Genomic DNA, 12515 nt, shown 5'->3' with positions numbered 1-12515 from the left:
TGCTTCAACGTTGTCGGGGTTAACCCAAGATCGAACAAGGCATTGTTTACCGAGAGCGCGTGAATGCGGGCAATGGCAACGACGGGCTCGCAATGCGCGAATGTGCGTCCCACCTACATCAATTGCGATCTGATCGACCCGCCAGCGCGCAATCGATCGACATTGTCCTTCTGCGGTAGCATCATCACCACAACCCGGAGGCTCGAATGACTGCGAAACCACTAACCCTTGGTATCGATCACATCGGCTTGACCGTTCGCGATCTGAACCTTACTCGCGACTTTTTCATCAGTTGTTTGGGATGGACGCAAATTGGAGAGAAGCCGGATTATCCGGCTGCATTCGTGTCTGACGGGCAGGTGATGCTGACGTTGTGGGAGGTGCAGAATCAATCGGGCCGCGTGGAATTCGACCGCAAAACGAACGTGGGCCTGCATCACCTGGCTTTGCGCGTCGGCAGTGAAGCAGCGCTCGAGGAGGTTTTCTCGAAGGTGTCCAAATGGCCCGGCGTCGAAGTTCAATTTGCACCAGAAACCTTGGGGGCCGGCCCCAAGCGGCACACAATGATTTTTGAACCTGGCGGGATTCGGCTCGAGTTCGACTTCGATTCGCGAATCTCGGCCGCCTAAGCGCGCACACGTTGGTATGAAGCGATATGCGCGCGACCAGGCATGCCGTGCGGACGCAGTGAAACTCGACGATCTGAAGGCAAAACGAACCGCGAGCCTCCACCTGTGAGGTTCCTGTCTGAGAAATGGCGCGCAGCAGGCTCAATGCGGTAAGCGGTCCGCGACTTTCGCTACACCCGCGGCAGCGCATACTTCATCCTTGTCGCCGCCGGGTGCGCCACCGATACCGAGCGCGCCCACCATCTCTCCGTTCACCTTGAACGCTACTGCACCCGGCAGCGCCATGACGTTGTGCACGGTCGCGAGCTGCGGCGCGTATGGACTCGTCTTCATCAATTCGAAAAAGCCGCTCGACCGGTCGAAGCCAAATTCCGGCCCTAGCGTCACAACGGTGAACGCTTTACGCATGCTCGATTCAGCAGTGTGTACAGTGCTCCTGTCTCCGCGCAGTACCACTTGCGGTACGCCATCCATATCGACCACCGTAGCGGTCACCCAGTAATGCTTCGTTTCACACACGCGAATCGCTTCTTTCGCCGCATCGAGAGCGACGTCGAGCGGCAATGTGTAGTGGTAGCCGGACGTCTGCGGTTCTTGTGCCTGAATTGCTGGCGACATTAGCGACCAACGCATAGTGACGCGCTCAGACCAAAACGTTTCATGATTACACCGTGCGGCGCCGCGATGGGCCGTTGCAAGTCAGATCGGTAAGGGGCAGTAGTGCGCATATCGACCATTGATACGTGTTGGCTATAGATCCAATAGATCATAGGTCACGCCACTCTAACTTCACACGTCGCGCGCACAAATACCCCGTTTTTAAAAAGAGGCCGTCGACGTGCGCCTGGATCAACTTAACGCAGGCGATCTGAAACCGTTCGGTCGAGCGCCTGAGTTCCGCGGCCTGACCTGCCAGAAAAGCGGCCGAGGCCATGAAGTTTCACTGGAAAAGATCGAATCGTCAGAAATACATCGTTGCTTTCCACGCGATCTACACTTTGACGGGCGTCTTCCTGAAAGTAGCCTCGTCGGCGCTTAACGCTTGTGCGATCGACTCGCGCAAGAAATCAATCCATGTTTTGATCTTCGCGTCGAGGTACTGGCGTGACGCATAGACCGCGTAAATATTCAGATGCTGAAGATGATAGTCGGGCAGTACCCTAATCAACGAGCCAGACCTGAATGCCGATCTTATCGTCAAGGTCGGCAGCGCACCGATGCCCATGCCCTCGTGCAAGGCCGCCGCCATGGCATCGGGTACGTTCACCTTGAAGCGGGCGTTCTGCAACTGGAATTCACGCTCCCCATCCGGTCCGATCAGCAACCAGCGTTCGGACGGAAATATGGGCATCGCCACTTGCAAACAAATGTGATGCGAGAGATCGTCGACGCACGTGGGTGTGCCGTGCGCCTCGAGGTACGCCGGCGCCGCGCACAGCACACTGTAAAAAGTCCCGAGCTTATGCGAAATGTAATTCGAATCGGGCAAAGCATCTGGTGACAACCTGAGCGCGACGTCGTATCCCTCTTCAAGAAGATCGGGCACATTCTGCGACAGCGTCAGATCGACGGTCACCGCCGGGAATCGCTCCTGGTAGGCAGCGATCGCAGGCACGACATAGTTCTGCCCGAGACTCGACATCGCGTGCACTTTCAGCGTTCCCACCGGCTTTGCATGCGCGTCGGAGGCTTCGGCCTCCGCCTCCATCACCGATGCGAGGATCGCATGGCACCGGTTCAGATAGCGTTCGCCGGCTTCCGTGAGCGCTATCCGGCGCGTCGTGCGATTCAGCAATCTGGTACGCAAATGCGCTTCGAGTTCAGAGACCGAACGGGATACATAGCCCGTCGTCGCATCGAGTTGACGCGCGGCGGCCGTAAAGCTGCCGGCTTCCGCCACCTCGACGAAAATCTTCATGTTACGGAACGTATCCATACGTGCGAATCCACCGACAAATTAAGGCCTGCGTCTTTTGTCTCGATTGTTGCAGCGCCGAATTGAAATAAGGCCCGCCCTACAGGTAGATGCTCGAGGACAACCGAATCTTGCCTCAATTTGCCATTGCCCGCAGTCGCTCGATTGCTATGTGCTTTTGTAGCAATACCGTTTTCCACTCAGCGTGCGCATGGTCAAGGAGCGGCTAGCTGTGCGCGTCGACGGGCATGTTCCTGACTGACACAAGTGTTGTGCTCGTGTTGGCGTTTACGCCAAGTGCTTGCCTACACATAATGCTTTCACCTACCGCGAACCATGGTTTGCGGTCAATCAAGGCGGTGACGATTTGAGGTTTGCCGACTGGCTGTCTGTATAAGTGATCAGGTGGGCAATCTTGAAAATGTTTGCTCAGGATTGCATTGCTGCGGCACTCATCGCTCCCCCTACTTACGCTTATTGCCAATGGAGCTTGTATGCCGAACGATATCCTTCCCCACACCCCGTCGCGCCGTCGTTTTATCGGTACGGCAGCGGCGGCCCTCGTTGCGGGCTGATTGAGCCGGTTCGCTTTTGCAGAAACGAATCAAGCTATCACTGAAGTTACACAATCGACGGGCAGTGACAAGGCTGCAATTCGTCCACTTCGTGTGCATGCGCCGGAATCGCAACTTGTCGAATTGAGGCGGCGCATCAAAACGACAAGATGGCCTGAGCGGGAAACGGTAACGGATGCATCGCAAGGCGTGCAGTTCGCGACGATGCAGAAACTCGCGCGCTATTGGGACTCAGATTACGACTGGCGCAAAGTCGAAGCGAGGCTGAACGCCCTGCCGCAATTCATCACCGAGATCGATGGGCTCGACATTCATTTTCGCCCTTGCTGCCTCCTTACTCGTCAATCGCTGCGTGCAGGTACGTTTCCTGACGCGCAACGTGCATCGACCGGTAACCCGGTGCAGTCGATGCGGTTGCCTCAGGTCCGATATAGCGCAGCGCTGCAGGTGTCTTCACAATTTCCAGCAGCTGTTCCATTACGAAATTCCACGAACCCTGGTTTTTTGACTCTTCCTGACACCAGACGACACTCTTCAGATTCGGATAACGCTCCAACTCCGAACTGATCTGCTTCGCAGGGAACGGATACAACTGTTCAACGCGAATCAACGCGATATTGTCCTTTTTGGCCTTACGCCGACGCTCCAGAAGTTCGAAGTAGACCTTACCCGAACACAGGATGACCCGGTCGACCCTGGACGCGGCTTCCTTCGTAGGCGATTCGGCAAGAATCTCATTGAATCGGCCCTTGGCGAGATCCTCGAGGCTGCTGACAGCCTCCGGGTGGCGCAGAAGTGACTTTGGCGTCATCACAATAAGCGGAACGCGATCGGGGAGTACTGCCTGCATCCGCAACAGGTGAAACATCTGAGCCGGCGTCGTGGGCTGACAAACCCGCATATTTTCCTGTGCACAAAGTTGCAGGTAGCGCTCAAGGCGGGCGGACGCGTGTTCCGGACCTTCCCCTTCCTGACCGTGCGGAAGCAGCATCGTTACACCACTATGTTGCCCCCACTTTGCAGCGCCTGCGGACAGAAAGTTGTCGATAACAACCTGCGCCCCGTTCGCGAAGTCGCCGAACTGCGCTTCCCACAATACGAGTGAGTTTTGTCGAACAATCGAGTACCCGTACTCGAAGGCTAGAACTGCTGCCTCCGACAGAACCGAGTTGGTAACCGAGAATCGTCCCTGGTCATCCGACACATTGTCCAGCGGGACGTACGTGCCCTCTCCCCGAATCGACCGCTTCTGATCGTGGAGTACCGCGTGACGATGGCTGAACGTACCGCGTTCACTGTCTTGCCCGCTCAAGCGCACGTCAATACCAGCGGAGAGAAGAGAGGCGAAGGCCATATGCTCGCCCATACCCCAGTCCAACGGACGCTTACCTTCCGCCATCTCGCGACGGGCAGTCATGACTTTTCCAACGAGCGGATGCAGCGAGTACTGCTCGGGAACGCTTGTGATCCTGAGTGCGAGTTTTTGAACGAGGTCTGGCAAGGGTGCCGCGTAATAGACACGGCCAACGTTTCCATCGAGCAGCTGCGGCCAGCTCACCTCTTCGCTCTGTTTATGGACCGGTTTTTTCTCTTCGGCGGTTTGCGCAGCGTCAAGACGTTCACGGTAGTCATGGACATACTTCTCCACGTCTTCCGCCGTCACAACCCGCTCGTCCACAAGCTTCTTTGCATAGAGGGTACGGACACCAGGGTGGCCCGCAACGGAACGATACATCAACGGTTGCGTGATGTTCGGGGTGTCCTGTTCCTGGTGACCATGGCGGCGGAAGCAAACCAGCTCGATAACGACGCTCTTCTTGAAGATCGCACGGAAATCGATTGCCAGGCGCGTTGCGGCAATAACCGCCTCAGGGTCGTCGCCGTTCACGTGCAGGATCGGCGCCTCGATCATCTTGGCAATGTCGGTGCAATAGAACGACGACCGGACATCTTCCGGGTGGGAAGTGGTGAAACCAACCTGGTTATTCACAACCACATGTATCGTGCCGCCCGTGCCGTAGCCCCTGGTATTCGAAAGGTTCATCGTCTCCATGACGATACCTTGCCCCGAAATCGCGGCGTCCCCGTGGATCTCCACTGGCAGGACTGCGCTTGCACCTTGCCCCAATACTTCGGCGCGCGCGCGAGCGATACCTTGAACAACCGGGTTGACGATTTCAAGGTGCGACGGGTTGAACGCGAGCGTGACTTCTGCCGGCCCGGTTGCCGTCGGGAGCAAGCCGGTAAAGCCCTTGTGATATTTGACGTCGCCCGCCGGAAGAAGATTCGCGGTTTTCCCGTCGAACTCGTCGAACAAGGCAGCCGGCGGCTTCCCGACAATATTGACGAGAACGTTCAGACGTCCACGGTGTGCCATGCCGAGAATTGAGCTCTTGACTCCCTTCGTGGCGCCGTATGCGACCAGCTCATCCAGCAGGACGATGAGCGACTCACCACCCTCAAGCGAAAAGCGCTTCTGGCCGACGTAGCGGGCATGCAGGTATTTTTCAAGACCCTCGGCAGCCGTCAGCCGTTCGAGGATGTGTAGCTTGTCGCCGGTATCCAAGGTAGCTTTTGAACGCGAAGACTCGAGACGCATTTGCCACCAGTTACGCTGGTTGGGATCAGCCAAATGCGTGAACTCGGCGCCCAGCGTCCCGCAATATGTCTCTGTCAGCGCCTGCACCAGATCGCCGAGCGTCGCGTCTTCGTCCGAAAAATAAGTGTCCGCCATGCTGAACTTCGTGTTCATGTCCGCGTGGGACAGATCGTAGTAGCTCGGGTTTAATTCAGGCACTGGCACCGGCGCGGTCCAGCGCAACGGATCCAGATGAGCATTGCGGGTGCCAACCATGCGATAGGCCGAAATCAGGGCCTGCACGGCGACCTGCTTCCGGGCGAAACTCAGTACGTCGTTCTCCGAGCGTCCTCCAGTTCGCGTCTGCCTGGCCAACTCGACAAAACGAGACACGACCGGTGCGTGCGCGACGTCCCCTGTGTCTGATCCATCAACCGCCGGCACTCCCTGCAACGCGTCGAAATAGCCACGCCACTCTTCCGACACCGTGTTCGGGTCGGCAAGGTATGCCTCGTATTGCTCCTCGACATAAGGAGCATTGCCTCCAAACAGGAAGGAGGTATTCCGATTCCGCATCATCATGATGACTCTGTCCTCAGTCGGGCTCATGCCCGGTATCTGCCACGAATTTACCCACGGCAGCACCCGCTGCCGCCTTGGCAAAGCCAATGCTTCCACAGGCACACGAAGACAAAGATCCGAATGCGAAAAGAGGCAAGGTTCAGCGCCATCCAGTCCGCGTCAATTTGTGCAAGACCCGGTGACTCAAGTCACCAGGTCCCTGTGCCCGCCAGGTCCAGCAATCTTCTGACCGCTGATGAGAACAGTTTACGTTTTACCGGTTCTCAGTGACGCTCTAGCTGTGACGGTTTAGGGACATTTCCTGCTCATTTCCGGCCATCACGTCAAAATTTTCAGAAGCTCGTGTATTTGGTGCTGGAAAGCTGTGGATAGGCGTCCGGGGTGGTTTGCAAGCCCTCACCGGATCCTGACCTGTTTAAGCTTCAGCAATGGTCACGTCATAGTTTTCGTCGACGAAAGCGACAAGAAACTCTTCAGGCATCAGCCACGAATCAACGCTTACCGTCTTCGTGTCAATGTCAACGTTGACCTTCGCGTCGGCGTCGACGGTCTTCATCGCATGTTCAATAGTTAAAATATCGTCAGAGCGAATTTCATCTTTCACCGAGAATTTCATTTGTCATTTCTCCAGTAGATAACGCTTAAAATATGGCACAACCTATCGACTCCTCGGCGTCAGTGGGTCCGCTTGTAGATTGCACCCACTAGCTGTTTCGCGCTCGACGAAGCTTCGCCGCAGTTGTTGATCCACGCGGCGAGACCTTAGTTGTTCGGCTTCTACGCCGAGCCGGCCGAGGGCTCCGATAGAGGCAAATGTAGGCGCATTGACTCAGGTTTCGAATACCCGCAGTGGACAAACAGTCTTGCGCAGCGAGAACAAATCGAAAATCAGGCTGGAGGACTTGCTGGGCCGCCTTGTGCAGCGGTCGTCGGTGGATCGGAGCTCTGGAAAACGCGAGATCAACAGTTGGAACCGCTTCGCGATCGCGTTCCGCAAGATACCCACGTGAAGGGGCAAGCGATCGAGCGCGACCGCGTGCCGGCCACGACGCTCGCGCTGTGCGGCGCGCGAGCCGCTCACGCGCTCGACGCAGCCGTGCAGCCGTGCAGCCAGCATGCGACTGGCCTATCGCGAGACGGCCGGCAAGTCCGTCCTGATTACGACCGTCTCATACGTGCCAGATCAGATATCGGCGCGCACATATACCCGTGCTTGATTCCTGCTTACTTGTCCCACGTGGTTTCACAACGGTGGGCGGGACTGCGAAATGCTATGCAAACGCGCTTCAGCACGATGAGCCGGCCTGGAAAGCATGGCTTGTCCGGCAGCAAATCGTCCTCAAAACGGCAAACAGACCTGCGCCCACAGGCGCGTTCCCTGCGGCCGGTTGCACACATGGAATTCTTGCTGCAACCGGCGCTGAACTCAGTGGTCGCTTCATCACCGGAAGCGGCACTCGGAGGCCACGTTGGGCGCACTGCCGAGCCGCCTGATTGCCGTTCGCGGCACGGGCGCAGAAAGGTTATGATGCTACCGATCCTGATGGTTGTGTAGCTGCATCGTTCTTTGCAACGGTAGTCAAGAACGCATTCGTTCTCGACCACATGTGGTCCATGGCGTCTGGTTGATGCCCACTGCGACGTGTTCGTCACATTGAGGCTCTCTACATCCGAGTTGCCTGGCCGCATCGGCAGCCGGGTCCGTGGCGCTCGAGGCTGCTGCCTCGAAACAGCAGCGTGATCATCTACGAGAGCGAGGGTGTGCCAGATCATGGTTACATTTGCCTCATGAAAAGCGGGCTCATCCAGCCAGTCTCCACGATGCTCGCCACTATGTTGCTCGCAGCATGTGCGAGTTCCAGTGGCTTGCACACTCACGCCAAGGCCATCGATCCGCAGGACCTGGAAGCGGCGCACAGTCTTTCATCGGTTTCATTGTCGACCGCAGCCTGGCCGGGGGAGGCGTGGTGGATCGACCTCGGCGACGATCAGTTGAACCGGTTCATGAGCGACGCGCTGCAGGGGCAGCCAAGCCTGCACGCCGCCGAGGCACGAGTCAGGGCTGCGCAAGCCGTATCCGGCATCGCCGGGGCCGCGCTCTACCCACAGGCTAACGCCAGCGCCACCAGCACACGCCTGCGCTTCAGCGAGGCGGGCACCGTGCCGCCACCGATTGCTGGCACCTGGCAAACCATCAATGACGCAGCACTGGGCGTCAGCTACGAACTCGACTTCTGGGGCAAGAACCGCGCGGCCGTGGAGGCGGCGCTGGATCGTGCCCATGCCACGGAGGTTGATCTGCAAGCCGCACGGCTGGTGCTGACCACGACATTGACAAGGACCTATCTACGCCTGGATGCCGCCTACGACCTGCGTGACCTGGCCGAAAGCACGCTGAAGCAACGCGAGCAGACGCTGGCATTGACCCGCCGAAGGGTTGCTGCCCAGATCGACTCCGAATTGGAACTGACCCAGGCCGAGGCCGCGTTGCCAGCTGCCCGCGAGCGCATTGCGTCGCTCGACGAATCCATCGCCCTGCTCAACAATCAGCTAGCGGCTCTGCAAGGAAAGGGGCCGGACGCCGGTCTGGTCGTACAACGGCCGCATCTGGCCAAAGTTGGAACCGTGCAATTGCCGAGCGATCTTCCCGTCGAGTTGATCGGTCGTCGCCCTGATGTCGTCGCGGGGCGATGGCGGGTCGAGGCGGCCCGCCGCGACATCAAGGTTGCCAGGGCGCAGTTCTATCCAAACATAAGCCTGAATGCCTTCGTCGGATTGCAGCGGCTCGGCTTTGACGACTTTCTCTCGGCCGGCAGTCGCGTGATAGGTATCGGCCCGGCCCTGTCGTTACCCATCTTCGACGGTGGTCGCCGACGCGGCAATCTCGCGTTGAATCAGGCCGCCTACGACGAGTCGGTCGAGACGTATAACGCAACCTTGATCGATGCCCTCCACGATGTGGTCGATCAACTGGTATCACTGCATTGGCTCGAGGCGCAAGAGAGGGAACAGAACGAGGCCTTGCAACTCACCCAGCACGCGTACGACCTGGCCATCAGCCGGTATCGCAGTGGTGTCGCCAACTATCTGCAGGTGTTGATCGCTGAAAGCCAGGTGCTGCTCCAGAAACGCCTGGTCATCGAATCGCAGGCTCGCGAACGCGAGTTGCGACTGAACCTGATTCGCGCGCTCGGCGGAGGCTATCTACCGACAACCTCCCCCGATCCTCGCCTCGCCGACAAATCATGACACCTGGGGGCTCACCATGAATGCCAGCGCAACTGACTCTGGGGCTGGAGGCAAGCCACCGGGTGATTCGGGCGGCGGCAGGGGTGGTGCGCTTCGCTGGCGAATCGCCGGCTCGATCCTGCTCGCGCTGGCAGCCCTCGGCATCGCCGTCTGGTGGCTCGTCGCTGGTCGGTATAGGGAGTCCACTGAAGACGCCTATGTCGACGGCAACGTCGTATCGGTGACAGCTCAGGTAAGTGGCGTAATCACTGCCATCAACGCAGACAACACCGACTACGTAACCGCGGGAAACCCATTGGTCAAGCTTGACGATACCGACGCGAAGCTCGCGCTTGCGCGAGCCGAAGCTCAGCTGGCCAAGACGGTACGCCAGGTGCGTACCCAATACGCCGCTGTCGAGCAGGGTCGCGCAAACCAGCAGCTGCGGGAAATCGAACTTGCCAGGGTCAAGGCCGATCTGGCTCACCGGAAGGAACTCGTGGGCAGTGGTGCCATCTCCGGCGAAGAGGCCCGACATGCAGAAGACGCTGTACGCGCATCTGTCGCCGCGCTGAATGCCGCGAACCATCAATTGGCTGCGAGCACTGCACAGGTCGACCATACCACGCTCGCTACGCATCCCGATGTCCTGGCTGCGTCCTCTCAGGTACGCGACGCCTATGTGGCGGCTTACCGTACCGAGGTGCCTGCGCCCGTGACTGGCGTGGTGACCAAGCGTAGCGCACAGGTAGGCCAGAAGATCAGCCCGGGCATCTCGTTGATGTCGGTGGTGCCGTTGGACCACCTGTGGGTCAATGCCAACTTCAAGGAATCCCAGCTGCGGCATATCCGAATTGGGCAGCCAGTCCGTTTATATGCCGACGTGTACGGCGACGACGTGGTCTATCAGGGCACGGTGATTGGGCAGGACGCCGGTACCGGCAGCGCGTTTTCGCTTTTGCCGGCGCAAAACGCCACCGGAAACTGGATAAAGATCGTGCAACGTGTGCCGGTCCGCATAGCACTCGATCCCCAACAGGTTGCAAAGCATCCCCTGCAGCTGGGGTTGTCGATGAAAGTAGTAGTGGAGACGCAGCAGCGCAACGGCACGCGGTTGGTCGCTCCAGGATCTCGCGCCCACGGTTACCAGACCGACGTATTCGCCGGCGAACTGGCGCGTGCAGATGACGTCGTGCAGAAGATCATCCAGGCGAATCAATAACGGCTTCACGGATAAAGAGGGGCTTCGTCATGTCTCCCAGCAGTCCAGGGCGCCTGTTCTACGCCACGATTTTTCTGCTGGTCTCCATCGATTTCCTGCAGTCGGGAATGACCGCTTTTGCCGCCGGTCCTCTCATGGGCGAATTAGGCATGGCTCCGGAGGACTTCAGCTTTGCCACGGCGGTCTACGCGAGCGTGGCGATCCTCTCGATTTCCATGCAGCGCTGGTTCGTGGAGCGCCTTGGGCCGCGTCGATTCGTCCAGTACACCACCGCCATTTGCGCGGGAGGTGCCGTGCTGTGCGCAATCAGCGACGACTTCTCTTCATTCCTGGCGGGACGGGCCGTGATGGCACTCGGTGGTGGCGCACTGTTCACGTCCGCCCGCATGATGATTCATCACGCGCTTGTCGGACCCGCGCGCTTCGTCGGCATCAAGTACCTCGTCGGTGGCCTGGCGCTGAACACGGCCGCGGCGCCGTGGCTAGCTTCGCTTGCGGTATCCCATGAAAGATGGAGCGCCATCTATTGGCTTCTTGCTGCATTGGGCGGATTGGTTGTGTTTCTGGCATCCATGGTCCTGCACAATCGGCCGCTGGTCGCGCAGGAACATCGTTCGGAGCCGGATCTATGGCCACAGATTATCCTGGTAGGCGGAAGCTTTCTGATGCTCTACGCACTGCAGCGCTTCTATTACGACTTCTACGGGAACGTATTGCTCATCGGGATGGTGATGGCCTTGGCCGTCGTCGGTCTGATGTTCTATGGACACACCCAGCATGTCGGAGATAACCCCATACTGCGTGTACGCGACATGCTGAACGTTCGCTACGTGTCGGGCGTGGCCCTGTTCATGTTTATCTACACGATGCTTGGCGCAAACAACTATATGATCCCGATGACGCTGCAGCGAACCTTGGGTTTTGGGTGGGCTACCGTGGGCGATTTCGAGGCCCTGGGTTTTGCCGGAGGTACGCTGGCCTGGTGGGTCGTGATGCGGACCTTGCCACGTCACCCCTCTCCACGAAAGTTTCTCGTTATCGGTTTCTTCGCACTTGCCGTGTTCGGCGCATTGCTCTCCAGGATCGATGGTCAGGCTGACATGTGGCGTGACATTCTTCCGGCGCTTGCCATCTACAGCGTATTCCTTCCGATCGTCATGCCGGTGGCTGCCATGAACACGTTTCGCGAACTGGAATATGACGAGTCGGTTTTCGCGAATGCCCAACAGATGAAGAACATGCTCGCGCAAATCGGTATAGCGCTGGGCATTACGCTGGCGACGCTTGGGCAACAATGGCGGACGACGGCGCACTATGCCGTTCTCAATGAACGGGTGGCGTCGAACGACCCCATTTACGTGGAGATATTTCAGAAGCTCCAGGAGTCGTTGACCAACGTGACCGGTGCCGTGCCGGCAGCGCAAATGGCGACGGCCGAGGTCGCCCAGCTGCTGGCCCGGGAATCAGCCTTGCTGGCGCATATCGACTATTTCGGACTGGTCGCTGTGCTAGGATTGGCGGGTGTGCTGGTGACGTTGATCCAGCGGGTGTTCCGATGAGATTGGAAAGATGAAATCCCCCGTCGGAGCGAATACGAGAAAGCGATAGAAACTGGACCTCCATCCGGTCCCGTTACGCCTGAGATGGAATGCCCGCATCAGGCCTGCGGATTCAACCGGTGGATGCAACACACTAGAGACTGCGCAAGCAGTGGGAGTGTTGCAGATGAAACAGCGACGCCGGATTTATTACAGCGAGACGCAGAAAGCGCTGATGTGGGAACGTT

Annotated in this window: 9 protein-coding genes and 1 pseudogene; 5 read left to right on the top strand and 5 right to left on the bottom strand. The window is 58.3% G+C overall.

The window, feature by feature from the left end:
* The first annotated feature begins 206 nt into the window (after nucleotides 1-206).
* The gene (locus tag DLM46_RS36060) at nucleotides 207-629 is read left to right on the top strand and encodes a VOC family protein (RefSeq protein WP_115109226.1); all 423 of its coding nucleotides are present in this window, start codon (nucleotides 207-209) and stop codon (nucleotides 627-629) included.
* Nucleotides 630-770: 141 nt separating this feature from the next.
* Here DLM46_RS36060 and DLM46_RS36055 read toward each other — a convergent pair whose 3' ends face one another.
* Complete coding sequence (locus tag DLM46_RS36055; RefSeq protein ID WP_244306503.1) at nucleotides 771-1247, bottom strand: GlcG/HbpS family heme-binding protein; 477 nt, start codon at nucleotides 1245-1247, stop codon at nucleotides 771-773.
* Between the two features lie 373 nt (nucleotides 1248-1620).
* Nucleotides 1621-2565, bottom strand: a complete 945-nt coding sequence (locus DLM46_RS36050; RefSeq protein ID WP_115109221.1) for a LysR family transcriptional regulator — start codon at nucleotides 2563-2565, stop codon at nucleotides 1621-1623.
* A gap of 473 nt (nucleotides 2566-3038) precedes the next feature.
* Here DLM46_RS36050 and DLM46_RS36045 point away from each other — a divergent pair.
* A pseudogene (locus tag DLM46_RS36045) lies at nucleotides 3039-3437 on the top strand (epoxide hydrolase N-terminal domain-containing protein); the annotation flags it as partial.
* A 16-nt stretch (nucleotides 3438-3453) separates the two neighbouring features.
* Here DLM46_RS36045 and DLM46_RS36040 read toward each other — a convergent pair.
* The 3 genes from DLM46_RS36040 to DLM46_RS36030 form a co-directional block, all read right to left on the bottom strand.
* Nucleotides 3454-6279 carry a 2-oxoglutarate dehydrogenase E1 component gene (locus DLM46_RS36040; RefSeq protein ID WP_115109263.1) on the bottom strand — a complete coding sequence of 942 codons (2826 nt, stop codon included), beginning with the start codon at nucleotides 6277-6279 and terminating at the stop codon, nucleotides 3454-3456.
* A 415-nt stretch (nucleotides 6280-6694) separates the two neighbouring features.
* Entirely contained in the window at nucleotides 6695-6895 is a 201-nt protein-coding gene (locus DLM46_RS36035) for a copper chaperone (RefSeq protein ID WP_115109219.1), read from the bottom strand.
* 213 nt (nucleotides 6896-7108) lie between these two features.
* Nucleotides 7109-7396 carry a hypothetical protein gene (locus DLM46_RS36030; protein WP_115109216.1) on the bottom strand — a complete coding sequence of 96 codons (288 nt, stop codon included), beginning with the start codon at nucleotides 7394-7396 and terminating at the stop codon, nucleotides 7109-7111.
* Between the two features lie 620 nt (nucleotides 7397-8016).
* Here DLM46_RS36030 and DLM46_RS36025 point away from each other — a divergent pair.
* Genes DLM46_RS36025 through DLM46_RS36015 form a run of 3 tightly spaced genes read left to right on the top strand, consistent with a single transcriptional unit; the run spans nucleotide 8017 to nucleotide 12288 of the window.
* A complete protein-coding gene (locus DLM46_RS36025; protein WP_244306502.1) occupies nucleotides 8017-9528 on the top strand; it encodes an efflux transporter outer membrane subunit in 1512 nt (503 codons plus the stop codon).
* A 16-nt stretch (nucleotides 9529-9544) separates the two neighbouring features.
* Entirely contained in the window at nucleotides 9545-10729 is a 1185-nt protein-coding gene (locus DLM46_RS36020) for an HlyD/EmrA/EmrK family protein (protein ID WP_115109213.1), read from the top strand.
* A gap of 29 nt (nucleotides 10730-10758) precedes the next feature.
* A complete protein-coding gene (locus DLM46_RS36015) occupies nucleotides 10759-12288 on the top strand; it encodes an MFS transporter (RefSeq protein WP_115109210.1) in 1530 nt (509 codons plus the stop codon).
* Nucleotides 12289-12515 lie beyond the last annotated feature (227 nt).

Origin of the sequence: Paraburkholderia lacunae (assembly GCF_003353175.1) — a bacterium.
GTDB classification, from domain to species: Bacteria; Pseudomonadota; Gammaproteobacteria; order Burkholderiales; family Burkholderiaceae; genus Paraburkholderia; species Paraburkholderia lacunae.
Note: the sequence above shows the minus strand (reverse complement) of the source record. Positions and strands in the feature narration are given on the sequence as shown.

Excerpts from the sequence above, each read along its gene's own strand:
- DLM46_RS36060 (WP_115109226.1), top strand. The coding sequence starts at position 207 with ATGACTGCGAAACCACTAACCCTTGGTATCGATCACATCGGCTTGACC.
- DLM46_RS36055 (WP_244306503.1), bottom strand. The coding sequence starts at position 1,247 with ATGTCGCCAGCAATTCAGGCACAAGAACCGCAGACGTCCGGCTACCAC.
- DLM46_RS36050 (WP_115109221.1), bottom strand. The coding sequence starts at position 2,565 with ATGGATACGTTCCGTAACATGAAGATTTTCGTCGAGGTGGCGGAAGCC.
- DLM46_RS36040 (WP_115109263.1), bottom strand. The coding sequence starts at position 6,279 with ATGATGATGCGGAATCGGAATACCTCCTTCCTGTTTGGAGGCAATGCT.
- DLM46_RS36035 (WP_115109219.1), bottom strand. The coding sequence starts at position 6,895 with ATGAAATTCTCGGTGAAAGATGAAATTCGCTCTGACGATATTTTAACT.
- DLM46_RS36030 (WP_115109216.1), bottom strand. The coding sequence starts at position 7,396 with ATGCTGGCTGCACGGCTGCACGGCTGCGTCGAGCGCGTGAGCGGCTCG.
- DLM46_RS36020 (WP_115109213.1), top strand. The coding sequence starts at position 9,545 with ATGAATGCCAGCGCAACTGACTCTGGGGCTGGAGGCAAGCCACCGGGT.
- DLM46_RS36015 (WP_115109210.1), top strand. The coding sequence starts at position 10,759 with ATGTCTCCCAGCAGTCCAGGGCGCCTGTTCTACGCCACGATTTTTCTG.